Origin of the sequence: Pseudomonas vranovensis DSM 16006 (assembly GCF_000425805.1) — a bacterium.
GTDB lineage: Bacteria > Pseudomonadota > Gammaproteobacteria > Pseudomonadales > Pseudomonadaceae > Aquipseudomonas > Aquipseudomonas vranovensis.
Window position 1 is genome coordinate 1 of the sequence record NZ_AUED01000026.1, and the last position, 26,467, is coordinate 26,467.

Below are 26,467 nucleotides of genomic sequence, written 5' to 3' on the forward strand. Positions count from 1 at the left end.
CAAGATCAAGATCAAGATCAAGATCAAGATCAAGAGCACAATTCGCTGCGCTCTTGCTGGCCTGCGGTGTTTGCGCAATCTCTGGGGGAGCGGAGTTATCCGCAATCGGTCGCAAAACGGCGGTGATTTGGCAATTTCTGATGGGCTGGCTGGATCGGCCTCTCGCGGGGCAAGCCCGTTCCTACGGGTGGGAACAGGCTTGCCCCGCGATTATGCTTTGACTTCCTGGTGCTGCTCGATGCCGTCGAGCAAGGCATCGATCAAGGCTCTGGCCATTTCCACCGAATGTTGGGTCGACCACGCAAACCCACGACCTGCTTCGCTGGTGTGCTGCACCGCCTGGGCGATGGTGGTGCTGGCGCATCTGAGGTACAGCAAGGCATGTACCAGTGCATCTTCGGCACTGACGCCTGCGCGGACGCTGAAAAGTGGAGGGTGTTCCGGGCAACTGTCGACGCTGGTTTCAACAGTTTTGGCGAGGTGTAGAGGCGGGGGGGCGGGGACGAGCTTTTTCATGGTCAACTCCTAACTTATGGAGCTACCACGCCATCGTCGCCAAACAAATTGGGTGGCAGCTGTGCGCGGGTTGGCGAACCGGTAAGTTAGGAACCCGGCAGGGCCGAAGCCCTCCCGCGCACAGCCACCATGAAAAGATGCCATGGGGATGTATTAACTTGTCCGGGTCGCCAAACCCGATCACCGAAATATTCAGTGACCGAGCGAGCCTAGTGTGAAGTCTTTCCCCCGGCAAGTTACTGAGGTCGACAGGTTGCGTAGGATAGGTCCTGGGACTTGGTGCTGGCTAGCCCGGTTCGGTAGGCGCGGGCTTTTTCCGCGATTCAGTTTTGTGTGTTGATCCGTTATTTGGGGTGATGCGCAGTCACCTTTGCGCCCTTACGGCGCCTTACTTTTTTTCAGTCGAAAAAAAAGTAAGCAAAAAATTCTTGCCCCACCAGGGGCCCTGCGCTGCGCTTCGGGTCCCCTCACTGCGGTGTCGCTACGGGGCATTGCGAGCTACGCGTTGCAAGCAACGCTACGCTTCGCATCTTCGGCATTCGCCGAAGGCGCTGCGCGCTAGCCCCTCCACCACACCTCCGTTCGGCCCTTCTGGTTAACGGGGCCGGAAGATCAAAAGCAAAAGCAAGAGCAGAGCAAGAGCAAGAGCACAATTCGCTGCGCTCTTGCTGGCCTGCGGTGTTTGCGCAATCTCTGGGGGAGCGGAGTTATCCGCGATCGGTCGCAAAACGGCGGTGATTTGGCAATTTCTGATGGGCTGGCTGGATCGGCCTCTCGCGGGGCAAGCCCGCTCCTACGGGTGGGAGCGGGTTTGCCCCGCGATGCGTTCGACCCGCCAACCCATACCCCGTTTTGACGATGCTCCCTCCAGGGCAAGGCTTTATACCTGTCTGCGTTTAGTGCCCCCTGGAGATTACCGCTGTGAAACAAGCTCCCCCTTATGTGCCCGGCCACCAGTTGCTGGCCGGCAAGTCTGTGCTGATCACTGCCGCCGCCGGCGCCGGTATCGGCTATGCCGCCGCCCGGCGCAGCGCCGAGGAGGGCTGCCGGGCGTTGATGATTTCTGATGTTCACCCACGCCGGCTGGAGGAGGCGGTCGAACGGCTCAAGGCCGAAACCGGTCTGCAGGCCGTGTACGGCCAGTTGTGCGACGTAACGTGCGAGGAGCAGGTCCAGGCCCTGGTGGCCAGTGCCGATAATGCGCTGCGCGGGGTCGATGTGTTGATCAATAACGCAGGCTTGGGCGGGCAGAAGCGGGTAGTCGAGATGACCGACCAAGAGTGGTCCAAGGTGCTCGATGTGACCCTCACCGGCACTTTCCGCATGACGCGCGCGATGCTCGCGCATATGCAGCCACGTGGTACCGGGGTGATCGTCAACAATGCATCCGTGCTCGGCTGGCGCGCGCAGAAGGAGCAGGCCCATTACGCCGCCGCCAAGGCCGGGGTCATGGCGCTGACCCGTTGCAGTGCGCTGGAAGCCGCCGAGTTCGGCGTGCGCATCAATGCCGTGTCGCCGTCGATTGCCCTGCATGACTTCCTCAAGAAGGCTTCCAGCGAAGAGCTGCTGGCCAACCTTGCCGGGCGCGAGGCCTTTGGCCGCGCCGCCGAGGTCTGGGAGGTGGCCAATGTGATGATGTTCCTGGCCAGCGACTATGCCTCCTATATGGTCGGCGAAGTGTTGTCGGTCAGTTCCCAACAAGCCTGAGGCCACGCCGATGACCCATGTATTCACCAGCGCCCAGGCGCTGCTCGATGCCCAGGGCATGGACCTGGGCTGCACCGAATGGCTGACCATCAGCCAGGAACGAATCAACCTGTTCGCCGAGGCCACGGGCGATCACCAGTGGATTCATGTCGATCCCGAACGCGCCGCCAGCGGTCCGTTTGGCACCTGTATCGCCCACGGCTACCTGACCCAGGCCCTGGCCAATCTGTTTCTGCCGCAGTTGATGCGCGTCGACAACCTGGCCATGGGCGTGAACTACGGCTGCGATCGGGTGCGCTTCCCCGCGCCGGTGCCGGTGGGTTCGCGAGTGCGAGGGCGCGCTGAAGTGCTGCGCAGTGAGGCCGTCGGTACCGCCGTGCAGCAAGTGGTGCGCGTGAGCGTTGAGATCGAGGGCCAGGGGCGCCCCGGCTGTGTGGTCGACACCATCAGCCGCTACACCTTCAACCCAGTCAGCGAGTGAACCCATCCATGGACCAGCAAGAAGTAGTTATCGTCGCCACTGCCCGTACGGCGCTGGCCAAATCCTTTCGGGGTTCGTTCAACGACACCGAGGCACCGGTACTGGGTGGCCATGTGGTGCGCGCGGTGCTTGAGCGCGCCGGGATCGAGGCCGATGCCGTCGAGGATGTGATCATGGGCGCCGCGGTGCAGCAGGGCACCCAGGGCTACAACATCGGGCGCTTGTGTGCCTATACCGCCGGCTTGCCCAACAGCGTGCCGGGCATGGCCCTGGACCGCATGTGCGCCTCGGGCCTGATGAGTATCGGCGTGGCCGCCAAGGGCATCCTGGCCGGTGAGATGAACGTCGCCATTGGCGGCGGCGTGGAGTCGCTGTCGCTGACCCAGACCAAGCACAAGAACAGCTACCGGGCCCGCTCCGAGGCGGTGCTGGAGGTGATGCCCAGTGCTTATATCCCGATGATCGAGACTGCCGAGATTGTCTCGCGGCGCTACAACATCAGCCGCGCCGCCCAGGATGAGTACAGCCTGCAGAGCCAGCAACGCACGGCGGCAGCGCAGCAGACCGGGCTGTTCGATGATGAGATCGTCGGTTTGACGGTCAACAAGCTACTGCTGGACAAAGAAGGCAAACCGGCCGGTCATGAGTCGATCTGGGTCGACCGCGATGAATGCAATCGCCCGAGCACCCGCCTGGAAGACCTGGCTGCGCTCAAACCGGTGTGGAAGGACGGCCAGTGGGTCGAACAGGGCGAGTTTGTCACTGCCGGCAATGCTTCGCAGTTTTCCGATGGTGCCGCTGCCAGCCTGCTGATGAGTCGCGCCGAAGCTCGCCGTCGGGGGCTGACGCCGCTGGGTATCTACCGCGGGATCGCCGTGGCCGGCTGCGCACCGGAGGAAATGGGCATCGGCCCGGTGCTGGCGGTACCCAAGTTGCTCAAGCGCTTTGGCCTGACGGTGGCCGACATCGGCCTGTGGGAAATCAACGAGGCGTTCGCCTGCCAGGTGCTGCATTGCCGTGACGCCCTTGGCATCCCGCCTGAGCGCTTGAACGTCAACGGTGGCGCCATTGCCATCGGCCATCCGTTCGGTATGTCGGGGGCGCGCATGGTCGGTCATGCCTTGCTCGAAGGCCGTCGTCGCGGCGCGCGCTATGTGGTGGTGGCCATGTGCATTGGTGGTGGCATGGGCGCGGCAGGGCTGTTCGAGCTGGACTGACTAAGCCATTTGGACGATGTTGGGTGCGTGGGGCGAGCTGATGATCCTGTCAACAATAACAACAGGATCAACGCCCCATGTGCCTCCCTTCACGACTCAATTCCCGGAGCCCGGTATGCGCCAGCTGATCGGATACGCTGTCAGCGGCGTGATCCTGGCCGCCGTGGCTTTTGCCTTCGCCCCACGCAATCCCGTCCCGCTGGCCGCGACTCAGTTGCAGGTCGACCGGGTGCAGGTCAATGCCCTGTTGATCAACGGCCCGCAACTGCTGGCGGCAGGCGAGCGCGGTACATTGCTCAGCAGTCTCGACAGTGGCCGTTCGTGGCAGGCCGCACGGGTTTCGGCCGAACGCGAGGCGACTCTTACCGGGCTGATCGCTCTGAGCCCCGAGGTGCTGGTGGCGGTCGGTCACGACGGCTGGATCCTGCGCTCGGACGACAGTGGCAACAGCTGGCAGGAAAGCCGTTATGACGCCGAGCTGGGCGAGCCCTTGCTGGGCGTCTGGAGTGGCGACGGCCAGCAGGTCGTGGCTTACGGCAGCTACGGCAAGTACCTGGAGTCCAGCGATGCCGGCCAGCATTGGCAGGCACGCGAGTTGCCGGGCGATGGCGCGCACTTCAACGGCATGGACGGCGACCGCCAGGGCCGGCGCATGCTGGTGGGCGAGCAGGGCCTGGTGTTGCGCTCGGACGATGGCGGGGCTACCTGGCAGCAGCTGCCGGCGTTCTACAACGGTTCCTTGTTTGGCGTGGTCAGCCTCTCGGGTTCGCACTGGTTAGCCTATGGCATGCGTGGCCAGGTGTTCCGCACCGAGGATTTTGGCGAGCGCTGGCAACATGTCGAGCTCGACAGTGCCCAGCCGATCTACGGTCATGCGCGTCTGCCGGGCGAGGCCGGGGTGGTGCTGGTGGGCGCCGGCAGTCAGCTGGTCCACCTCGATGCGCAGGGGCAACTGCTCGACAGCACTCGACGCAGCGGCCTGGGGACCTTGACCTCGGCCGTGGCCCTCAATGCCCGGCACCTGCTGGTGGCCGGTGAGCGCGGTGTTTCCCAGGGACCGGATAGCGGCCTTGCCGCCCATGTACAGTGAGTTTTCCATGACTTCGACTACTTCCCGGCTGCAGCGCTGCGTGCAGGGCTGCGCCGATCTGTTGCTCAACCACCGCCGTGCCTGGCTGGCACTGTTCCTGCTGCTCAGCCTGGGCCTGGGCTACAGCGCTACCCAGGTGCGTCTGGACCCCGGCTTCAACAAACAGATTCCGGTGCGCCATGAGTACATGCTCAACTTCCTCGACTTCAGCCGGGTGTTCACCGGCGCCAACCGCTTGCTGGTGAATGTGCATTGGAAAGGCGAGGGCGATATCTACAACCCTGAGTTTCTCGAGGTGCTGCAGAAGGTCACCGACGATGTGTTCTTCATTTCCGGTGTCAGCCGTCCCAGCGTGACCTCGCTGTTCACCCCCAACGTGCGCTATGTGGAAATCACCGAAGAGGGCTACGTGGGTGATCTGGTGGTGCCGCCGCAGTACGCCGGCACCGCCGAGGACCTGGCCAAGGTGCGCAGTAACGCCGCCCGCGCGGGGCAGGTCGGAAGGCTATTGGCCAACGACCAGCGCTCGGCGCTGGTGCGCGCCGACCTGCAGGACACCGATCCCAAGACCGGCCAGCCGGTGTCGTATGTGGAGATTGCCCAGCGCCTGGAAGACATCCGGGCCCGCTACAACAGTGACACCATCGACATCAACGTGGTGGGCTTTGCCAAGCTGGTGGGCGATGTGGTCGAGGGGCTGAACACGGTGCTGATGTTCTTTGCCGTGGCCTTTGTGATCACCGCCGCGCTGTTGTGGCTGTACACCCGTTCCCTGGCCCTGACCCTGGTGGCCCTGGTGGTGGCGCTGCTGCCGGTGGTGTGGCTGCTCGGGCTGCTGCCGTTGCTGGGCCTGGGCATCGACCCGATGTCGGTGCTGGTGCCGTTTCTGATTTTCTCCATCGGGGTTTCCCACGCGGTGCAGATGAGCAATGCCTGGCGCCAGGAGGTGCTGGCCGGCAGCGGCTCGCACCAGGCGGCGCACAAGGCGTTCTGTGCGATCTTCATTCCCGGCGCCCTGGCATTGCTGATGAACGCCCTGGGCTTTGCCGTGATCATGCTGATCGATATTCCCATCGTTCATGAACTGGGCGTGACCGCCTGCATCGGCGTGATGCTGATGATTGTCACCAACAAAATGCTCCTGCCGCTGATCCTGGCCGGGTTGAAACTGCCATCCCCCAAGCGCACAGCCACTGTACAGACCCGTCGGCACGCGCTGTGGTGGCGCCTGTCGTCCCTGGCCGAGCCACGGCCGGCGCTGGCGGTGTTCGTGGTCAGCCTGGTGCTGCTGGGCGCCGGCGTGCTCAAGGCGCGCCAGCTGGAGGTCGGTGATATCGGAGTGGGAGCGCCGGAGTTGCGCGCCGATTCGCGCTACAACCAGGACAACCAGCGCATCATCAGCAGCTATTCCATCGGCCTGGATGTGCTGTCGGTGTTCGTGCAGACCAACGCCGGCACCGAGGCGTGCCTCAATCCGCAGGTGATGCGCGCCGTGGAGGCCTTTGACTTCCAGATGCGCGCGGTGGCCGGGGTGCAGTCGGTACAGAGCGTGGCCGGCATGGGCAAGGAGATGATCGCCGGCAACAACGAAGGCAACCCGCGCTGGTCGGCCATTCCGGGGTCGTCGCGGGGCCTGCAGCAGGGCTCGCTGGCCTATTCACCGGATTCAGGACTGGTGACCGAAGGCTGCCAACGCATGCAGATCCTGGTGTTTCTCAATGATCACGAAGGGGCGACGGTGTTCCATGTGGTCAACGAGGCCAAGCGCATCATTGCCAGGATCAAGGCGCCGGAGGTGGCCTTCAAGCTGGCGGGTGGCAACGTCGGGGTGATGGCAGCGTCCAACGAGGCGGTCAAGCATGCCGAGGTCATCATGCTGGCGGCGCTGTTCTGTTCGGTGGCGTTGTTCTGCCTGCTGACCTTCCGCTCGCTGCGGGCAGTGCTGTGCATCCTGGTGCCGCTGGGGGGGGTGGCGATCCTGTGCAATGCGCTGATGGCCATGCTCGGCATCGGCCTGAAGGTCGCCACCTTGCCGGTCATGGCCCTTGGGGTGGGTGTGGGGGTTGACTACGGCATCTACCTGTACGAGCGCATCCAGCATGAAATGGCCGAGGGCGCCGAGTTGCGCGAGGCGTTCTACCGGGCCATGTGCCAACGGGGTACGGCGGCGGTGTTCACGGCCTTGACCATGGCCATCGGCGTTGGTACCTGGGCCTTTGCGCCGCTCAAATTGCAGGCCGACATGGGCATCCTGTTGGCGTTCATGTTCCTGGTCAACGTGCTCGGTGCGATATTCCTGCTGCCGGCCCTGGCGGCCTGGTTCAACCAGGGCCGGCCACTGGTCGCCAGGAGCGGGCTGATAGGGAAGCCATTGACGTCGTAGCCGCTGCCGCCAGGCTGCGATCGACTGCGCAGCAGTCGCCATGAACGTTGTGCGGCCGCTTTGCGGCCGATCGCAGCCTGGCGGCAGCGGCTACGAACAAGAACAACAATAATTCCAACGCAGTGCCATGGGGGTGCCTATGCAAAGCCGTATGTCCAATTCGCAGGTTCTGGCGCAGATGGGGCTGGACATGGAGACGTATGAGCAGTTGATCGGCGAGCTGTACGATGGCGCCCTGGATACCCGCCGGGTGGCCGAGTCGCTGCGCAAGCTGCAGCTGTTGTTCCAGGCCAATATCGTCACGTTGATCCTGCGCGCAGTGGATGAACCCTACCTGTCGCCGATGCTGGCGGTGGGGGAGGTCAGCGGCGCCGGTGAGATTCAGCACTATGCCTATTACAGCAAGTCGACGCCCTTCAATAACCTGCCGCTGGACCAGGTGTTCACCATCGACGACCTGATGAGCGAAGCCGAGTGGCTGGGCTCTTCGTTCTACCTGTTGTACTGCCAGCCTTACGGCTGCTTCCAGATGCTCGGCGCCGATATCAGCATGCCCGACGGCGGCAAGCTGCGTATCCGCATCAACCGCCGCCGCGACCAGCCCCGGTTCAACGATTGCGAGCGGGCACTGTGCGCGATGTTGCTGCCGCACTTGCGTCGGGCCCTGCACCTGCATGCGCAGCTGGACCGCAGCGAGTCGTTGGGCAGCCTGTACTTCCAGGCCATCAGCCGCTTGTCGGTGGCCACCATCGTGCTCGATGAGAGCGGCAGTGTGCTGCAACTCAACCCGGTAGCGCGGGACATCCTCGACAGCAACGATGGCCTGAAACTGGTAGGCGGGCGCCTGGAGGCCACTTATCCCAGTGACAACCGCGAGCTCACACGCCTGGTACGCGACGCCTTCCAGCGCGCACGGCTGGGCGATGTCGGCCATTGCAATGCCGCCGCGCTGTCGATTTCAAGGCCTTCCGGGCAGGTCAACCTGGGGGTGGTGGTGGAGTTGATCCCGTCCCAGGAATGGGTCGAAGGCAAGGGCCAGCCGACCGTGGTGGTGTATGTGCGCGATGCGGTGGGCAAGTCGTTGGTCAGCAACCTGGCGACTGCGCAGCTGTACAACCTGACCCCGGCGGAAACCGGCCTGGCCATGGAACTGGCGAACGGCCTGTCGCTGGAGGAAGCCTCCGAGGTGTTGAACATTCGCCGCAACACGGCGCGCGCGCATTTGCGCTCGATCTTCTCCAAGACCGGCGTGCGCCGCCAGACCGAACTGGTGCGCATTTTGCTCAACAGCGTGGTCGCCCTGGGGCCGCCCGGGGCCTTGCCGCCGGTGGTGAAGGCCGTGGGGTAAAAATGCGTTAGTCCGAGCAGACGATGTCCGGGCTTGGACCCACTGCCAATACTGGGCCACCGCTATCGGAAAACCACGGAGAACAACAATGACCGAGCGTAATCCATCCCACTTCAAGGCCCCTGGCAATCGCCCGCGCTGGCTGCTGGCAGCAGTGCTTGGCGCTGCCTGTGTGGGTGCTGTTCAAGCAGCCCCGGAAGACGCCGCACGCCTGGGCAGCGAGCTGACCTGTGTTGGCGCCGACAAGAGCGGCAACGCCGATGGCAGCATTCCGCCCTACAGCGGCAAGTGGTTGGGGGTACCGCCACAGGTGCAGTTCAAGGGCACCGGCAATCATCCGGTTGACCCGTACCCGGACGAAAAGCCGCTGTTCGTGATTACCTCCGCCAACCTTGCCCAGTACACCGAGTACCTGTCCGACGGGCAGAAGGCCCTGTTCAAACTGTACCCGCAGACCTACAAGATGCCGGTCTACCCCACTCACCGGGATTTCCGCTTTGCCGACTCGGTGTGCGAGGCGACCCGCGAGAACGCCAGTGTCGCGCGCCTGGTGGATGACGGCGAAGGGGTAGTGGGCAAGACCGGTGGCACGCCGTTCCCGGTGCCGCGCAGCGGCCTGGAACTGCTGAAAAACGCCTCCACCTTCACCCTGCGGGCCTGGACCGAGGAATACGTCTCCGACAACGCCTACGTGCTCAAGGACGGCAACATCAACTGGGGCCGGGTGCATTCACGCAACCTGGCGCCGGCGCTGCAACCGGGCAAGGTCGGCGACACCGTGGGCAACTCCTCGTTCTACCTCAACGAAACCCTGCTGCCTCAGCGTGACAAGGGCGAGATCAACACCGGCACAGAGTTCTGGAACGACAAGACCGAGCCGCGCCAGAGCTGGCGCTACGACCCGGGCACCCGCCGGGTACGCCAGTCGCCGGGCTATGGCTTCGACATGGCCTTCCCGGGCTCCGGTGGTTCGATCACCGTGGACGAGGTGCGTCTGTTCAACGGCTCGGGCCAGCGCTACGACTGGAAGATCGTCGGCAAACGCGAGATGTTCATTCCCTACAACACCTACCGCCTGCACGCGGCCAACCTCAAGTACGCCGATCTGCTGACGCCGGGGCACATCAACCCCGAGGCCATGCGCTACGAGCGTCATCGGGTGTGGGAGCTTGAAGGCACCCTCAAGCCGGGTTATCGCCACTTGTACGGCAAGCGCAAGCTGTACATCGACGAAGACACCTGGTTCCCGATGCTGGCCGACAACTACGACAACCGTGGCGAGCTGTGGCGCACGTCGATGGTCAACTACTTCTACGCCTACGAATCCCAGGTGCCCCAGGCCGGGGTTGGCCTGTACCACGACCTCAACGCCGGCAGCTACCTGGCGTTCAACCTGATCAACGAACAGCGCAACGGCTACATGCTCAACAAGGGCGGTTTCAGCCCGCGTGACTTCGGCCCGGAGGCTGCGCGTCGGGCCGGGCAGTAGCGGGGGGTTGTCGATCTAGTCCGTTTGAACGATGAGCTGCCCGCAAGGGCTGCTCAATGATGTCGGGTAGGGAATGTGCCGGCTGCCTGGTCCGGTATGGCTTACCCGGAGTTTCCACCAGAGGAAGAACAAGAACATGACGAAACTCGCTGAACTGAGCATCGAGAATACCCAGCGCACCCACCGCTATGCGCGTGGCTGGCACTGCCTGGGCGATGCTGCTGACTACCGTGATGGCAAGCTGCACACCCTGAACATCTTTGGCACCCGCCTGGTGGCCTTCGCCAACAGCGAGGGCAAGATCAGCATTCTTGATGCCCATTGCCCGCACATGGGCGCCGACCTGTCCCAGGGCACCATCGAAAACGACACCGTGGTCTGCCCCTTCCACCACTGGAAGTACGACACCACCGGCAAGTGCGTGGAGATCCCGTACTGCAAACGCATCCCGCCCAAGGCCAAGACCCGCAGTTGGTTGACCTGCGAAGAGAACAACCTGCTGTTCGTGTGGAACAACCCCGAGGGCCGGCCACCCAAAGAGGGTGTGGTGATCCCGCACCTGGAGGAGATGGACAGCGACGATTGGATTCATGAGTGGAACATCGACACCATGCTCATCGAGACCAACCCGCGCGAGCTGGTCGACAACCTGGTCGATGCCCAGCACTTCGGCCCGGTGCATGGCACACCGACCAAGTACTTTGCCAACGTCTTCGAAGGCCATATTGGCCGGCAGATCTTCCATGGTGACTCCGAGCGCCTGGGGGGTGACCTGATCGCACCGTCGGCCTACTACGGCCCGGCCACCCACTTCACTCACCTGAGTTCGATGTTCGGCGACGTGCGGGTGCATGCAATCCTGCTCAACAGTCATGTGCCGGTGACGCCAGACAGCTTCCAACTGCGCTTTGGCTGCATGGTCAAGCGTGTGCCGGGCTGGAGCGAGGAGCAGAACCGCGAAGTGGCCCAGGCGTATGTGATGGGTAACCGGGCCTCGTTCTACCAGGACGTGGACATCTGGAAGCACAAGATCCGTATCGACAAGCCGGTACTGGCCGAGAATGACGGCCCCGTGTACCAGCTGCGCGAGTGGTACCAGCAGTTCTTCACCGACGAAGACCTGGTGCCGGCGAGCATGGCCGAGCGTCGCGAGATCGTGACAGTCGACGAGCGTTGAGTGGCGACCGGCCTCGGGGCAGCCTGGGGCCGGTGTGTTGCATTTGCCTGGTTGCGGGAGTGCCGACAATGAAAATAAAAAGCCTTCGAGCCTACTGTGTACCGCTGTTGAGTGTTGTGATCGTGGTGTATGCAGTGTTGACGGTGACGCCGCCCAAGGACCGCAGTTGTCCGGCGTGTGTGATGATGCCGAGTTTTCAGGGGTTGCAGACGTTGCGATAGTGGTAAGCGCAACTGACTTGAACCACGGCCGATCGCAGGCTGGCGCGATCATCTGTAGCCGCTGCCGAGGCACGAGGCTGCGATCGGCTGCGCAGCAGTCGCCAGGCAGGTGCGATGGTCTTGAAGCACGACCGCAGCGCGCTCGATCGCAGGCTGTCGCCAGCGGCTACGTCGGTTTCTGTATGCGCCTGGAACAATCGGCTCAAACGCTGAGGATCTCGTTCACCAGCCACTCCAGCGCCCGCTCGCGCCCGCGCTGGGCCAGGTACACCACTTCCAGCTCGAATGGCTCCAGCGCAAAGGGCAGGTCGAACAGTTGCAGTGGCAACAGCGCCGCGAACTGGCGTGCCACCTGGGTGGGCAAGACCACGCACAGGTCCGTCGCCGCCACCAGGTGGGCGGCCTGCAGGTAGTTGGGCGTGGTGTAGACGATCTGCCGCGTCAGTCCTTGTTCGCCCAGCCACTGATCGACCATGCCGCGTGTCTGCCCGCCATACACCCACAAGTGCCGCAGCCCGAGAAAGGTGTCCAGGTCGAGCGCGCCATGCACCCGTGGGTGATCCCGCCTCACTGCTACCTGCAAGGTTTCGCTGCGCCAGTGATGACGGGCAAAGCGCGCCGGTATTTCGTCGAAACGCCCCACCAGCAGGTCGAGGCTGCCACGGTCCAGCGCATCCACCGGCAGGCTCGGGGCCAGCGGCATCATGTCCAGGCGTACATGGGGGGCTCGTTCCTGCAACTGGCACAACAAGCTGGGCATGCACAGCTGTTCGACAAAGTCGGTCATGGCCAGGCGAAAGTGCTGGCGGCTGTGCAGCGGGTCGAAGCTGTCGCCCACGCTGAGGGTCTGCTCGATCTGCAACAGGGCGGCACGAATCGGGCCTTCCAGTGCCAGGGCCCGAGGGGTTGGCTGCATGCGCCGGCCAACGCGCACCAGCAACGGGTCGTCGAGCAGTTCGCGCAGGCGCGCCAGGGCGTTGCTGACGGTGGGTTGGCTGAGGGCCAGGCGCTCGGCGGCGCGCGAGACGTTTTGCTCGCGCAGGAGTACGTCGAGGATGCGCAGCAGGTTGAGATCGAAGTTGGATATATTCATCTAACCAATATCAGGCATATGAAAATGAAATTTCTCAAATAGTAGGCAGCTGCTTAGGGTGTCGGCAATCCTTCTTTCTGATTGGGAGTGCCAGGTGTGAGTAACGGATTCGATGTGCAGCAGGCAGCAGTGGTTGGGGCCGGAACCATGGGCCGGGGTATCGTGATCAGTCTGGCCAGTGCCGGCATCCCGGTGTTGTGGCTCGACAGCAATGCACAGATGGTCACTGCAGGCCGGAAGGTGGCCGCCGACACCTGGGCCCAGCAAGTGGTCAAGGGGCGTATCAGCGAAGCCCAGGCCGAGGAAAACCTGGCCCGGGTCCAGGCGGTGGACAGCTATGCGGCACTGGCCGATGTCGATCTGGTGATCGAGGCGGTGTACGAGAACCTCGAACTCAAGCAAAGCATTTTCAGCGTTCTGGACAACACCCTGAAACCCGGCGCGATTCTGGCGAGCAACACATCGGCCCTGGATATCGATGCCATCGCCGCGGTCACCTCGCGCCCCGATCATGTACTGGGTCTGCATTTCTTCAGCCCAGCACACATCATGAAGTTGCTTGAAGTCGTTCGCGGTGCGCACACCGCGCCTGCCGTGCTGGACGCTGCACTTGCCCTGGGCAAACGCCTGGGCAAGGTCGCGGTGGTGGCCGGCAACTGCCATGGTTTTATCGGCAACCGCATGCTCAAGACCTATGTCGACGAGGCGCGCAAGATGCTGCTCGAAGGCGCCTTGCCGCGTCAGGTGGACGGGGCACTGCAAGCCTTCGGTTTCGCCATGGGGCCATTTCGCATGTACGACGTGGTCGGTATCGACCTGGAATGGCGTGCCCGCCAGTTGGCCGGGCAGGGCATGGACAGTCCGCTGGTGCAGATTGATAACGCCCTGTGTGACCTGGGCCGCTTTGGCCAGAAGTCCGGTCGCGGTTTCTACTGCTATGCCGAGGGCAGCCGTGAAGCGCTGCACGATGCCGAGGTCGATGCCCTGGTGGAAGAAATCGCCAAGGGCCTTGGGCTGCGTCGGCGCGTCATCAGCGACCAGGAAATTATCGAGCGCTGCCTGCTGGCCCTGGTCAATGAAGGCGCGAAGATCCTGCAAGAGCATATCGCCGCCAACAGCCATGACGTCGACCGGGTCTACCTCAATGGCTACGGTTTTCCGGCTGCCGTCGGCGGGCCGATGGCTTGGGCCGATGGCCAGGGCCTGGCGTCGATCCAGGAGCGTCTGGAGCGCTTGCAGCGCATGCTTGGTGAACACTGGAAACCCGCGCCCCTGATTGTTCGACTGGTAGCCGCAGGCAAGGGCTTTGCCGATGTGCAGGAGGGCCGGGTATGAGCTACCAGGCACCGCTGCGTGACATGCGCTTTGTGCTTCATGAGCTGTTCGATGTGCAGGGGCACTGCGAGCATCTGGGTAAGGGCCTGGACCGCGAAACCATTGATGGCGTGCTGGAAGAAGCGGCGCGCTTTGCCGCTCAGGTGGTGGCGCCGCTCAACCGTAACAGCGACGAGCAGGGCTGCCGGCTGCAGGACGGCAAGGTAACCACCCCGGACGGCTTTGGCGAGGCCTATCGGCTGTATGTCGAGCAGGGCTGGGCGAGCATGACCGGGCCGCTGGACTTTGGGGGCCAGGGTTTCCCGCAGATGGTCTCGGCCAGCTTCCACGAGATGCTGATGGGGGCGTCGCTGTCGTTCCGGGCCTATTCGGGATTGACCGAAGGCACGGTGCTGGCGCTGGACCGGCACGGCAGTCCGGAACTCAAGCGGGCCTATCTGGCGCAGCTGGTCAGCGGCGCGTGGAGCGGCACCATGTGCCTGACCGAACCCCAGGCCGGCACCGACCTGGCGCTGCTGCGCACCCGGGCCCAGCCCCAGGCCGATGGCAGCTACCGGCTAGAGGGCAGCAAGATTTTCATTACCGGCGGCGATCAGGACTTGAGCGACAACATTGTTCACCTGGTGCTCGCCCGGTTGCCCGACGCGCCACCCGGGGTCAAGGGCATCAGCCTGTTCCTGGTGCCCAAGCGCCTGCTGGCGGCTGATGGCAGGCCGGGTGAGGGCAATGCGCTGGGTTGCGGCGCCCTGGAGCACAAGATGGGCCTCAAGGGGGCATCCACCTGCGTGATGAATTTCGATGGCGCCACCGGCTGGCTGGTGGGTGAGCCGAACCAGGGCCTGGCCTGCATGTTCACCATGATGAACGATGCGCGCTTCCAGGTCGGCTTGCAGGGCCTGGGGATTGCCGAGGCGGCGTTCCAGGGTGGCCTGGCCTATGCCCGCGAGCGTTTGCAGTCGCGCGGGTTGGCGGGCCCCGTGGCGCCGGACAAACCGGCCGACCCGATCATCGTCCACCCGGATGTGCGACGCATGCTGCTGACCCAGAAAACCCTCAGCGAGGGGTGCCGCATGCTCGGCGCCTACACCGCCCGCCAGCTCGACCTTGAGCACGGTGCCAGCGATCCGGCCGAGCGCAAGGCCGCTGCACGGCGTGCGTCCTTGTTGATTCCCATCGTCAAAGCATTTTTCACCGATGTCGGCCAAGAGGTCGCAAGCCTCGGGGTGCAGCTGTATGGCGGTCACGGATTCATTCGTGAGTGGGGCATGGAGCAATTGATGCGCGACAGCCGTATCACCCAGCTGTACGAGGGTACCAATGGTATCCAGGCGCTGGACCTGATCCGGCGCAAGGTGCTGGGCGACGGCGCTGCCGAGCTCAACGGCATGATCGAAGAACTGGCTGCGCAGGTTGAGCAGGCAGCGCAGGACCCGGTGCTGGCAGCGATGGCCGCCAGGGTTCGGGCTCAGTTGGAACAGTGGCGAGCGCTGGGCGACTCGGTAGTGGCCGCGTGCGCCCGCAACCCTCAGGAAATCGGCGCGGTGTCGGTGGATTTCCTCGCGTACTCGGCCTATGTGCTGTTGGCTGCCCTGTGGCTGCAGGCGGCGACCAAGGCCCGTGCCGCCCTGGTCGGCGGCAGCGATGAGGCGGCGTTCTACCAGGCCAAGCTGCAGTCGGCGGACTTCTACCTGCGTCGGGTGCTGCCACGGGCCGGTGCTCATCGCGAGGCGCTGCTGGCCGGTGCCGATTGCCTGATGGCCATGGCAGAGGCGGATTTCGCTTTTTGATACCGTTTCCACACCCATGTGGAGGTCTCGACGTCATGGTCCACGCCATCGAGGCCTTTACCCACCCGTACAAAGGCCGCCCATCGAGATGAACCTGTGATGAACCCACTGCTGCGCGAAGCGTTCAGCCATTTCCAGCCGATCAGCACGCGCTGGCACGACAACGATGTGTATGGCCACGTCAACAACGTCGTCTACTACAGCTTTTTCGACAGTGCGGTGAACACCTACCTGATCGATGCTGGCGGCCTGGATATCCACCAGGGCGAGGTTATTGCCTATGTGGTCAGCTCCAGCTGCGACTACTTCGCCGCCATCGCCTTTCCCGAGCATATCGAGGTGGGGGTGGCGGTCAGCAAGCTGGGTAACAGCTCAGTGCATTACGCACTGGGCATTTTCAAGGCCGGGGAGCAGCAGGCATGCGCGGCGGGGCGGTTTGTCCACGTCTTCGTCGAACGCGCCAGCAATCGCCCTGTGCCCATTCCTGAACCTGTGCGGGCGGCATTGGGCCGTTTGCTGTGTGACTGACCCTGGAGTGCTTTGCCATGCAAGATGCCGTGATTGTCTCGACCGCCCGCACACCGATAGCCAAGGCCTTTCGCGGGGCCTTCAACGATTTCAAGTCGCCGTCGATGAGCGCCGTGGCCATTCGTGCCGCCGTGCAGCGGGTAGCGATCGAACCTGGGCAGATCGATGACCTGGTGATGGGCACCGCGATGCAAAGCGGAACTGCCTCCACCAACCTCGGGCGGCTGTCGGCATTGGCGGCGGGCCTGCCGTTGTCGGTCAGCGGCCAGACCATCGATCGTCAATGCGCCTCGGGGTTGATGGCCATCGCCATCGCCGCCAAACAGATCATGGTCGATGGCATGCAAGTCGCCATCGGCGCAGGCCAGGAGCAGATCAGCCTGGTGCAGAACGCGCACATGAAGGCGGCAGGCACCGAGATGGACGAGACCGTGATACGCATGGCCGAACACGCCTACATGCCGATGCTGCAGACGGCCGAGATCGTCGCCAAGCGCTACGGCATCAGCCGCGAAGCCCAGGACGCCTATAGCCTGCAGTCCCAGCAGCGTACCGCTGCAGCCCAGGCGGCAGGGCTGTTCGCCGAAGAGATCGCGCCGGTGACAGTGCGCAAGAAAATCGTCGACAAGCACACCGGTGCCATCAGCCACGAAGAGGTCCAACTGGCCCGCGACGAAGGCAACCGTCCGCAGACTACCCTGGCCGACTTGCAGGCCCTGGCGCCAGTGCTCGAGGGCGGCTGCATCACGGCCGGCAACGCCAGCCAGTTGTCTGACGGTGCCAGTGCCAGCGTGCTGATGAGTGGCACCCTGGCCGCGCAACTGGGTATCCAGCCGCTGGGCCTGTACCGCGGCATCACCGTGGCGGGCCTGGCACCGGAGGAGATGGGCATCGGCCCGGTGCTGGCGATCCCCAAGCTGCTGCGCCAGCACGGCCTGACGGTGGATGACATCGGCCTGTGGGAAATCAACGAAGCCTTCGCCTGCCAGGTGCTGTATTGCGCCCAGGCCATGGGCATCGACATGGCCCGGCTCAACGTCAACGGCGGTGCCATTTCCATTGGTCACCCGTACGGTATGAGTGGGGCGCGCATGGTCGGCCACGCCTTGCTCGAAGGCCGGCGCCGTGGGGTCAAGTACGTGGTGGTGAGCATGTGCGTGGGCGGCGGCATGGGTGCCGCCGGGCTGTTTGAAGTGCTCTAGCGCCGCTCAGCGCGTCCGGTAGGTGCCGGGCGCGCAGTCGAACCAGCGCAGGCAGGCGCGGTGAAAGCTCTGCACGTCGCTGTAGCCGAGCTGGTCGGCAATCTGCACCCGTTCAAGGTCACTGCCGCGGAGCAAATCTTCGGCACGGTAGCGGCGGTACTCATCCACCAGCTCGGTAAAGCTCCAGCCCAGCGCCTTCAGGCGCCGGGCTGCAGTGCGTTCGAGCAGGTGCTGGCGCTGGCAGAAGCGTGTCCAGCGCTCGCTGTCGGCCAGGTGTACGGCGAGGTGATCGCAGGCAAGCTCCAGCAGGGTCGGGCGGCTGTTGTGCAAAGTTTGTTGCAGCAGATCCACCAGCATCTGTTCCAGGGCCTGGTTGCCAGGCGTCAAGGGCTGGCCGAACAACTGCGGGTTCAGCTCGATGCCGTGCTCGGCATGGCCCCAGCTCACGGGTGCTCGCCACGCCTGTGGGTGCGCGACCGTGTTGGCTGGCGGTGGGTGGGCCAGGCGGATGGCGACGATCGGGTCCTGCTCCACGCCACTGGCCAACAGCTTGCGCCGCAACATGCTGAGCAGGCTGGTGAGGATATAGTCGCTGATCGGCGCACTGGCTTTGAGGCTGCCGCAATCGTGCAGGCGCAGGGTGATGCACTGGTCGCTACGGTCGATACTGGCGCGAAAGTGGCCGTTGAAGAATGGAAAGTATTCGACAAAGTAGTTGCAGGCACTGTCAAGCGAGGCAGCCGCATCGAACAGGTAGGTCAGGCCGTTGGTGGCCGTGGAGACAAAACGCCGGCCTGCCGCCAGGCCGATCAGCGGGTCGCCGGTATGCGCCAGGGCCAGGGCCCAGAAGCGCCGTGACATCACCAGCGGCACGCGCAGAAAAGGCGTGCGCAACTCGAACAGGCTGCGGCGAAATATCGCTTCGATCAGTTCCAGAGGCAGGCTCCGGGCCTGCAGCTCTTCGATGGCCGGCAACAGCGTGGGGGCGTAGAAGGCATTGGGCGGTGAGGCAGGGTGTCGAGTCATGGATGGCTCGTGAGCAGTTGCTGGTCCACGCGCAGGATCGTGTCGATCATAGCGCGCGCCGCCGGTGTCAGGGAGTCGCCGGCGCGGCTGACGATGCCATAGCGCAGCAGCAAGTCTTCCTCGCGGGTGTCCATGTCGGTAAAGCTCAGCAGTTTGATTTCGCCCGACGCCACCCACTCCGCCAGTGACTCTTCGGTGGCCAGGCCGACGGCGTCGGAGCGTGCTACCACCCGGCGGATGGCATCGAACTGGGCACACTCCACCGTGGTGACAAAGTCCTCGACACCCTGGGTGCGGGCGAGGATCTTGCGGATCATCGGCGGGATACGCGTACCGGCGACGGGGTAGTCGAGCAGGGCGCTGAGCGCGAGCGAGCCCAGGTCGGCCAGGGGGTGGCCGGCACGGCAGAAGAATCGACCGCGACGACGGCGTAGCAGTTGTACCTGGTAGCGTGGGTCGTCGACAAAGTAGCGCGAGTCGGCAACGAAGAATTCGATCTGCTGTTCCTTGAGCCAGATGCCCAGTTGCTCCCAGTCTGCCAGGTGAAAGCGCGTGCGGATCAACGGGTGATCGTTGATGAACTGAGCCAGGGCCTCGGGCACCAGCAATTGGGCCGGGTAGGGGCCACTGCCAAAGCTCAGCTCACCGCCTTCAAGGCCGTTGTACTGCAGCAGTTCGCTGTGCAGGGTCTGGCTGCCAGCCAGCAGGCGTCGGGCGTGCTGCAGCACCAGTTGGCCTTGGCCCGTAAGGCGGAACTCGCGGCTGCCACGCTCGACCAGCGTGCAGTCAAGGTCGCGCTCCAGGGTCTGGATGCTGCGGCTGAAGGCCGGTTGGCTGAGATTGACGGCATCGGCGGCGCGCACGAAACCACGGTAATCGGCCAGGGCCACGAAGTGACGCAGTTGTCGAAGGTCCACCATGCACCTCTTGCATGTTGCAGATACTTATTATGCATTTGATCGATAGGTTAGTGGCTGGCATAAGTCAAGGCCAGATTCACTTTTGTGACATGCCATGCTTGCTTGTGCCTTTGTCTCCAGTGCCTTTACCTACACCTTGGTTGCCCATGCCAAGGGCTTTGGCCTGCCTGTCGAACAGTTGTTGCAACGGGCCGGTATCGACCCTGCCTGGCTCAACGAAAATCGCCAGATACCGGCGTTGCAGGTCGAGCAATTGCTGCTTGAGTGCGAGGTCGCGGGTGCCGGTCCGACCTTTGGTTGTGAGCTGGTGCCTGGCATGGCCACCAGTTCCTTGCAAGGCCTGAATATTCTGCTGGACTCGGCCGCCACGGTGCGTGCCAGCCTCGAGTGCTTCATCCGTTACCTGCCGCGGGTGACCAACTGTGTGCTGGTCACCCTGGACGATTCGGACCCCGAGGCGGTACTGCATGTGCGCAAGTTCCAGCACCAACCCCATCACTACATGCTCGATGCCGCTGTGCTGAGTCTGGTGCGCAACATCGCCCGGCGTGCTGGCAGGCCCCCCGCGCAGATGTTCACCCAGGTCCGGTTGCTGGCGCAGCAAGCGGCGGGGGCGTGCTTGCGCGACTGGGGCGTGGACACCGCCGAGGGGCAATGGTTGAGCCTGCACCTGGCGCCCCGGGCGCTGGAGCTGCCGTTGCCCGGGGCGAATGCCTTTCTGCACCAGAGCATGTTGCGCCAGTGGCAAGGCGGGGCGTTCGACGATGGCCGCAAGGACAGCCTGCAACTGGCCCGGCACTGGCTGGCGGCGGGGGACCAGCCGATCGAGCGGATTGCCGAGCGCTTGGGGTATCGGCAGCCGAGCAACTTCATACGCGCCTTTCGCAAGCAGTTCGGGATTACACCCAAGCAATATCGCGTAGGCGCAGCCCGATAGACCCGGTGGAGCAACTGTCTTGAGCCACGACCGCTACGCGGTCGATCGCAGGCTGGCGCCAGCGGCTACACCGGGTTCTGTAGCCGCTGCCGAGGCACGAGGCTGCGATCGGCTGCGCAGCAGTCGCAACCCGGTCAGCAGAGTGACCTCGGCATTGTCAGGCCCAAAGGCGGTTCGCTCCCGCCGGCTTGGGCCGGTAGGGGTGGGCTTGCCCCGCGATTTGGCTGTGTGTGTTTATCCATTATCTGGGGGGGTGCTGAGTCACCCTTGCGCCCTTACGGCGCCCTACTTTTTTTTTGGAAAAAGTAGGCAGAACCGCCTGCACCACTAGGTGCCCTACGCTGCGCTTCGGGTCCCCTCGCTCCGGTGTCGCTACGGGGCAATGCGAGCTACGCGTTGCAAGCCACTCTACGCTTCGCATCTTCGGCCAAGGCCGAAGGCGCTTCGCGCCAGCCCCTCCACGACACCTCCGCTCGGCCCTTCTGGTTAACGGGGCAGAAGATCAAGAGCACAATTCGCTGCGCTCTTGCTGTACAGCGGTGTCCGTGTGAGTAACTGTCTTGAACCACGACCGCTACGCGGTCGATCGCAGGCTGGCGCCAGCGGCTACACCGGCAATTTGTAGCCGCTGCCGAGGAAACGAGGCTGCGATCGGCTGCGCAGCAGTCGCCATGTCCCGCAAGGGGTATCAGGGGGTCACGATGTTGAACTGCGGGCTGAAGGTGTCCAGTGTCCCCAGCAACTCGGCAAATTTCTGCCCGTTGCCTTCCAGTTTGATCAGGCCTTTTTGCATGGCTGTCGGGAAGTCCAGTTGCTTGAGGCTGATCTGTTCCAGGGTCGCCTTGCTCATGGTCAGGCCCGCATCGGCCTTGGGGTTGAGGCCTTCGCGATGGGTCAGGACGCCGTTGCGCAAGGTCAGGTTGAAGGCCTGGTCCGGTTCACTGAAGCGCCAGTTGAGGTTCATGTCGTGGCCCACGGCTTTGTCGACATCCACGCGCACGGCCATGAAGTCGAAGAACATCTGCGGGGTCAGCGCGCGCACCATGTCCACTGAAACCGAGCTGCCCGGGTTTCTCGGAACGCCGTTACGCAGTTCCATGGCACCGGTCAGGTAGATGTTGCGCCAGTTGGCGTTCTCGCTCTGGTAGCCCAACTGGTCCAGGGCTTCGGCCTGGAGGGTACGGGCGCCGGCGTTCTCGGGCTCGGCAAACAGCAATTGGTTGCCCAGTTGCGCCGCCCATCGGTACTCGCCTTTGTCCATGGCAGCACGGATCTTGCCCAGTACGGCATCGGCGCCGCCGATGGCCTCGACGGTCAGGCGTGCGCTTTCCACCGGTGGCAGCGGGTTGAGGTTGGCCGGATTGCCGTCGTAGAAACCCATGTAGCGCTGGTACACGGCCCGTGAGTTGTGGCTGAGCGAGCCGTAGTAGCCCTGGGTATACCATTTGTTCTGTAGCTCTCCCGGCAGCTTTTGCATGTTCTGGGCAATTTCCATGGGCGTCAGGCCCTGGTTGAGCAGGTGCAGGGTGCGGTCGTTGAGGAAGGCATACATGTCGCGCTGGTCGGCCAGCAGGGTACGGACCGATTCGGCGCCCCAGGTCGGCCAGTTGTGCTGGCCGAACAGCACGTCGGTCTTGTCGCCATAGCGCCCGAGGCTGGCATCCAGGTACTGCGACCAGGCCTTGGCATCACGCACCTGGGCACCGCGCGGGGTGAGGATGTTGTGCATGGTCTGCGAGGCGTTTTCGGCAATGCCCAGGGCCTTGAACTTGGGCAGGTACAGGTTCATCTCCGACGGTGCTTCGGTACCAGGCGTGAGCTGGAACTCCAGGTCGATTCCGGCGATGCGGCGGGTCTCGTAAGGCTGGCTGATCAGGTCGGTGGGCGGGATCAGGGTGATGGTGCCGCTGATGGCCACGGCCTTGCCGATGGCTGCATCCACCTGGCCCTGTTCACCGCGCGGCAGGTACAGGCCGAACTGGTACTGGGCGCGGCGGCTCATGGCGTTGCCGGCGTAGACGTTCTCGCTCATCACGTGTTCCATGAACCCGGAAGGCGCCAGTACCTTGACCTTGCCGGCCTTGACGTCGGCCTCGTCGATCACCCCGCGTACACCACCGAAATGGTCGGTGTGGGTGTGGCTGTAGATCACCGCCACCACCGGTTTGTGCGGGCGGTTCCGGTAGTAGAGGTCGAGGGCGGCGCGGGCGGTTTCAGCGGCGGTGAGCGGGTCGATGATGATCAGGCCATCGTCGCCTTCGATGATGGTCATGTTGGCCAGGTCCATGCCGCGCACCTGGTACAGGCCTGGTGTCACCTCGAACAGTCCGGCGTGGGTGTTGAGCTGGGCCAGGCGCCAGAGGCTGGGGTTGACGGTGGCGGGACTGTCTTTTTTGTTCAGGAATTCATAGCTCGCCAGGTTCCACACGGGCTTGCCCTGGGCGTCGAGCACCTGGCCTGTGAACGGTGCGACCAGCCCGCGGGTAACGGCGGCGTAGTCGGTATCGTTGCTGAACGGCCGCTGCTGGAGCACGGCGGCGTTGCTGCTGGTGGTCTGGGCGCTGGCCGGGCTTGGGTTGGCTTCAGGTGCGGCGTAGACAGCCTGGCTCAGGCAGGCGAGGGCAATCAGGGTCGCCAGGCGAGCTCGTGGGAACAGGGTGGAAAGGGGCATGGTGTCTCCGTTTTATTGTCGTTATGGCACACCCGGCCGAGCTTAAGGCTCGGGTTTTGCGGCCCAGCAAGCCGCAGACGACAAAAAACATGCAGGCGCGTGGCTCAGTCGTGATTGACCACGCGGTTGCGGCCACTTTTCTTGGCCGTGTACAGGCGCCGGTCGGCGCTGGCGATCAGGTCTTCCAGGCCCTGGCAAGCATCGATGCGCAATTCGGCCACGCCAATGGACACCGTCAGGTGGATCTCCAGGGACGGCGCACTGGCCAGCAGGGTGCTGGCGTCTGGCACACACACCGACTGGGCGGTGGCGCTGCGCAGTTGTTCGGCCACTTGGGTGGCTTCTGCCAGGGACGTTTCGGGCATCACCACGCAGAACTCCTCGCCGCCGTAGCGCACCACCAGGTCCTTGTTGCGTACCAGGGCGCGCAGCAGGGTGGCCAGGTGCTTGATCACTTCGTCGCCGGCGCTGTGGCCCCAGCTGTCGTTGATGTTCTTGAAGTGGTCGATGTCGAGCATCCACAGGGCCACCGGTTGATTGTCCTGCAGGCGCTGGAGCAAACCGCCGAAGTCGGCCTGCAGGCGCCTGCGGTTGGCCAACTGGGTCAGGCTGTCGACCAGGCCTATCTCGCGCAGTTGCCGGTTCAGGCGCAACTGGCCCTTGAACAACCGGTCGACGATGTACAGGGTCAGCGCCATCAACAGGGCCAGCAGGGCCCACACACCGAGGAACAGGATGTCCATCTGGCCGTTGACCGCTGTGCGTAAATCGGCGGCGCTGATGTAGTTGACCAGCATCAGGTCGATGCCTTCGAGCTCACGGTATTGCAGGTAGCCCTGGTCGAGCTCCACTGTGCCGTGGTCGCGCTGGAACAAGGTCGGCAACGCCAGGGGCCTGGGGCTGGCCGGCAGGGTTTTCAGCCAGTTGCCCTCATGGGGCGAGAAAACCTCGTCGCTGGAGGCGATCAGGTTGCCCTGGTTATCGATCAGGGCATGGTGTTCGTCTTCCTCGGTGGTCTGGTACAGGTACTCCTGCACCTTGTTCTGCGGCAGGTCGTAGATCAGTGCCCCGCGCATCACCGCGTTGAGGTACACCGGGGAGCTGAGCAGCAGGTGCGGGATCTTGCCGAAGTCGCCACCGGGCAAGGGGTAGAAGGTGATGTCCAGGTCTTCGGTGTAGGCACGCCCCAGGTGCATCAGCGGCGAGCTGGTGAACTTGCGCAGTACTGCTTCCAGTTGATCGTCTTCGACCCCGGGGTAGGCAATGACGATGCCGGAGGTGGTCAGGAACAGGATTCGCTCAAGGTTGCCGCCGCTCTGGAACTGCGCCGGCAGCACCTGGCTCATGGCCCGCGACAGGTGCAGGTCTTCGACCAGTTGCTCGTGGTCGCGGCTCAGGCCATGAATGGTCGCTACCTGGGCATCGCCGATGGCGCGGATCGGTGCATCCGACTTGGGGACCGGCAAGCCCCAGACCGGCTGGTGGCTGTTGCGAATGGCCAGGTCGATTGCATCATTGCGGCGCATCGACGGCTGGTTCTGGGCCTCCACCAGCACGCGCTCGGCGATGCTGCGCAAAAACTGCAGCTGGCTCTTGCCGTGGTACACCACCGTTTCAATAGCCAGTGCCTGCAAATGCAGGTTGTGCTGGCGGTCTTCCAGTTCACGCTGGTGCAGCTGCCAGTACTGGCGCCCGGCAAGCACCAGGGTGATGACGAAGGCCGCCAGAAAACACAGGATTACCGTGCGCCGGGGACGTGCGCAGGCCAGGGGCAGGAACAGGCGGGAACGCGACGCGGTCGATGGCTTGGGCTGCATCGGGTACATCCACTGCTGAGGAAGCTGTGATTATAGATCGAAGCCGCCCACCTGCCGGGTGCCCCACAGCCAGGCTGTGGGGCATGTCTCACGGTTTGCCCAGATAGAGCCTGACGGCCAGGCGTTGTACCCAGCGGCCATAAGGCGGGTAGAACAATTGGGTGGGGAACCAGCGCTGGCGCTTGAGCACGGCCTTGCCATGGGACAAGGCGCGGAAGCCTTCTTCACCGTGGTAGGAACCCATGCCGGAGTTGCCGATGCCACCGAAGGGCAGGTCGTGCTGGAAGGCATGCCAGGCCCAATCGTCCAGGGTCACGCCGCCGCTGTGGGTCTGTTCCAGCACGCGCTCGGTTTGCCGCGCTTCGAGGCCGAAGGGGTAGAGCGCCAAAGGCCGGGGTCGGGCACGGATGTAGGCAATGGCCTGGTCGAGATCGCGGTACTCGATGATCGGCAGCAACGGCCCGAAGATTTCTTCCTGGGCCACGCGCATCTCATCGCTGACCCCGGTGATCACTTGCAGCGCCAGGCGCCGAGGCGAGCTGGAGGTGTTTCGGCAACTGATGACCTTCGCGCCCTTGCTCCGGGCGTCGTCCAGCAAGCCCTGCAGGCGCAGGGCGTGACGCTCGCTGATGATGCTGGTGTAGTCGGCGCTGTTGGCAGGGTCGGGGTAAAGGCCCTCGAACGCCTGCTTGAGCGCTTCGGCAAACCCCCGGGCCTTACCCTGGGGTACCAGTACGTAGTCTGGGGCAACGCACACCTGGCCCGCGTTGAAACCTTTGCCGTGGGCGATGCGCAAGGCGGCATCCTCAAGGTTGGCGTGCTCGCCGACCAGCGCTGGCGACTTGCCACCCAGTTCCAGGGTGACCGGCACCAGGTGCTCGGCTGCGGCGCGCATCACGTGGTGCCCCACCTGCGGCGCACCGGTGAACACCAGGTGATCGAGCGGCAAGGCGGTGAACGCCTGGGCGCTGGCCAACTGGCCGCCGAACACGGCCACTTCGTCTTCATCGAACACCTCGGCGAGCATCGTCTGCAGCAGCTGGCGGCTGTGCGGAGCGAATTCCGAGACCTTGATCATCGCCCGATTGCCGGCGGCCAGGGCGGTCACCAGCGGCCCCAGGGTCAGGTACAGAGGGAAGTTCCAGGTGCCGACGATGCCCACCACGCCCTTGGGCTGGTATTGCACCCAGGCCTTGTTGCCGAGAAACAGCAGTTCGGTCTTGCGCCGCTCAGGCTTCATCCAGCGCCGCAGGTGGGCAATGGCGTGGCGTGCATGCAGCACTGGGCCGAGCACTTCGATCTGCAGGGTCTCGAATGCGGCGCGGCCACCGAAGTCGGCATCAACGGCTTCGACGATGCGCTGCTGGTAGCGGCGCAACACAGCAATCAGGCGCTTGAGGTTGTTCAGGCGAACGTTCAGCGGGGCGTGGGGCTGCGCGTCGAAGGCCTGGCGCTGGCGTTGCAGCATCGGGTGCATGCGTGCGATTTCTTCGGTGTCGGGCGCGTGTGACAGATCATTCAT

The 26,467-nt window shown here is 63.8% G+C and carries 20 protein-coding genes; 13 read left to right on the forward strand and 7 right to left on the reverse strand.

From position 1 onward, the window contains the following. Positions 1-210: 210 nt before the first annotated feature. Positions 211-516, reverse strand: a complete 306-nt coding sequence (locus tag H621_RS0118295) for a DUF6124 family protein (RefSeq protein ID WP_028944784.1) — start codon at positions 514-516, stop codon at positions 211-213. 921 nt (positions 517-1,437) lie between these two features. Here H621_RS0118295 and H621_RS0118300 point away from each other — a divergent pair. The 8 genes from H621_RS0118300 to H621_RS0118335 all read left to right on the forward strand — a co-directional run bounded on the left by H621_RS0118300 (position 1,438) and on the right by H621_RS0118335 (position 11,408). After that, positions 1,438-2,223, forward strand: a complete 786-nt coding sequence (locus H621_RS0118300; RefSeq protein WP_028944785.1) for an SDR family oxidoreductase — start codon at positions 1,438-1,440, stop codon at positions 2,221-2,223. A 10-nt stretch (positions 2,224-2,233) separates the two neighbouring features. Further along, positions 2,234-2,704 (forward strand): MaoC family dehydratase, encoded by a 471-nt coding sequence (locus tag H621_RS0118305; RefSeq protein ID WP_028944786.1) that lies wholly within the window; start codon positions 2,234-2,236, stop codon positions 2,702-2,704. An 8-nt stretch (positions 2,705-2,712) separates the two neighbouring features. Continuing rightward, the gene (locus H621_RS0118310; protein ID WP_028944787.1) at positions 2,713-3,921 is read left to right on the forward strand and encodes an acetyl-CoA C-acyltransferase; all 1,209 of its coding nucleotides are present in this window, start codon (positions 2,713-2,715) and stop codon (positions 3,919-3,921) included. A gap of 115 nt (positions 3,922-4,036) precedes the next feature. Beyond that, the gene (locus H621_RS0118315) at positions 4,037-5,011 is read left to right on the forward strand and encodes a WD40/YVTN/BNR-like repeat-containing protein (RefSeq protein ID WP_028944788.1); all 975 of its coding nucleotides are present in this window, start codon (positions 4,037-4,039) and stop codon (positions 5,009-5,011) included. 7 nt (positions 5,012-5,018) lie between these two features. Next, positions 5,019-7,394 carry an efflux RND transporter permease subunit gene (locus H621_RS0118320; RefSeq protein ID WP_028944789.1) on the forward strand — a complete coding sequence of 792 codons (2,376 nt, stop codon included), beginning with the start codon at positions 5,019-5,021 and terminating at the stop codon, positions 7,392-7,394. Positions 7,395-7,533: 139 nt separating this feature from the next. After that, the gene (locus H621_RS0118325) at positions 7,534-8,742 is read left to right on the forward strand and encodes a helix-turn-helix transcriptional regulator (protein ID WP_028944790.1); all 1,209 of its coding nucleotides are present in this window, start codon (positions 7,534-7,536) and stop codon (positions 8,740-8,742) included. An 88-nt stretch (positions 8,743-8,830) separates the two neighbouring features. Continuing rightward, a complete protein-coding gene (locus H621_RS0118330) occupies positions 8,831-10,231 on the forward strand; it encodes a DUF1329 domain-containing protein (RefSeq protein WP_084167993.1) in 1,401 nt (466 codons plus the stop codon). A 136-nt stretch (positions 10,232-10,367) separates the two neighbouring features. Further along, positions 10,368-11,408: a 3-ketosteroid-9-alpha-monooxygenase, oxygenase component gene (locus H621_RS0118335; protein ID WP_028944792.1), complete on the forward strand. Its 1,041-nt coding sequence runs from the start codon at positions 10,368-10,370 to the stop codon at positions 11,406-11,408. Positions 11,409-11,831: 423 nt separating this feature from the next. On the opposite strand, the gene H621_RS0118340 is transcribed toward H621_RS0118335, so the two are convergent. Next, positions 11,832-12,722, reverse strand: coding sequence for a LysR family transcriptional regulator (locus H621_RS0118340; protein ID WP_028944793.1), 891 nt, complete (start codon positions 12,720-12,722; stop codon positions 11,832-11,834). Between the two features lie 147 nt (positions 12,723-12,869). Here H621_RS0118340 and H621_RS0118345 point away from each other — a divergent pair, with 147 nt between their 5' ends. The 4 genes from H621_RS0118345 to H621_RS0118360 all read left to right on the forward strand — a co-directional run bounded on the left by H621_RS0118345 (position 12,870) and on the right by H621_RS0118360 (position 17,574). After that, entirely contained in the window at positions 12,870-14,057 is a 1,188-nt protein-coding gene (locus tag H621_RS0118345; protein ID WP_413694623.1) for a 3-hydroxyacyl-CoA dehydrogenase, read from the forward strand. After that, positions 14,054-15,844 (forward strand): acyl-CoA dehydrogenase C-terminal domain-containing protein, encoded by a 1,791-nt coding sequence (locus tag H621_RS0118350; RefSeq protein WP_028944795.1) that lies wholly within the window; start codon positions 14,054-14,056, stop codon positions 15,842-15,844. Before H621_RS0118345 ends, H621_RS0118350 begins: the two co-directional genes overlap by 4 nt. Positions 15,845-15,943: 99 nt before the next feature. Further along, positions 15,944-16,372, forward strand: coding sequence for an acyl-CoA thioesterase (locus tag H621_RS0118355; RefSeq protein WP_028944796.1), 429 nt, complete (start codon positions 15,944-15,946; stop codon positions 16,370-16,372). Positions 16,373-16,389: 17 nt separating this feature from the next. Continuing rightward, complete coding sequence (locus H621_RS0118360; RefSeq protein WP_028944797.1) at positions 16,390-17,574, forward strand: acetyl-CoA C-acyltransferase; 1,185 nt, start codon at positions 16,390-16,392, stop codon at positions 17,572-17,574. Positions 17,575-17,580: 6 nt separating this feature from the next. On the opposite strand, the gene H621_RS0118365 is transcribed toward H621_RS0118360, so the two are convergent. Together H621_RS0118365 and H621_RS0118370 are read right to left on the reverse strand one after the other, a co-directional pair. Then, positions 17,581-18,600, reverse strand: coding sequence for an AraC family transcriptional regulator (locus H621_RS0118365; protein WP_028944798.1), 1,020 nt, complete (start codon positions 18,598-18,600; stop codon positions 17,581-17,583). Next, complete coding sequence (locus tag H621_RS0118370; protein WP_028944799.1) at positions 18,597-19,517, reverse strand: LysR family transcriptional regulator; 921 nt, start codon at positions 19,515-19,517, stop codon at positions 18,597-18,599. Before H621_RS0118370 ends, H621_RS0118365 begins: the two co-directional genes overlap by 4 nt. A 97-nt stretch (positions 19,518-19,614) precedes the next feature. Here H621_RS0118370 and H621_RS0118375 point away from each other — a divergent pair, with 97 nt between their 5' ends. After that, positions 19,615-20,457, forward strand: a complete 843-nt coding sequence (locus H621_RS0118375) for an AraC family transcriptional regulator (protein WP_028944800.1) — start codon at positions 19,615-19,617, stop codon at positions 20,455-20,457. Between the two features lie 688 nt (positions 20,458-21,145). Here H621_RS0118375 and H621_RS0118380 read toward each other — a convergent pair. From H621_RS0118380 to H621_RS0118390, 3 genes are all read right to left on the reverse strand, one after another. After that, positions 21,146-23,128 (reverse strand): alkyl/aryl-sulfatase, encoded by a 1,983-nt coding sequence (locus tag H621_RS0118380; protein WP_028944801.1) that lies wholly within the window; start codon positions 23,126-23,128, stop codon positions 21,146-21,148. 104 nt (positions 23,129-23,232) lie between these two features. Further along, positions 23,233-24,945: a diguanylate cyclase gene (locus H621_RS0118385; RefSeq protein WP_028944802.1), complete on the reverse strand. Its 1,713-nt coding sequence runs from the start codon at positions 24,943-24,945 to the stop codon at positions 23,233-23,235. Between the two features lie 88 nt (positions 24,946-25,033). Continuing rightward, the gene (locus H621_RS0118390; protein ID WP_028944803.1) at positions 25,034-26,467 is read right to left on the reverse strand and encodes a coniferyl aldehyde dehydrogenase; all 1,434 of its coding nucleotides are present in this window, start codon (positions 26,465-26,467) and stop codon (positions 25,034-25,036) included.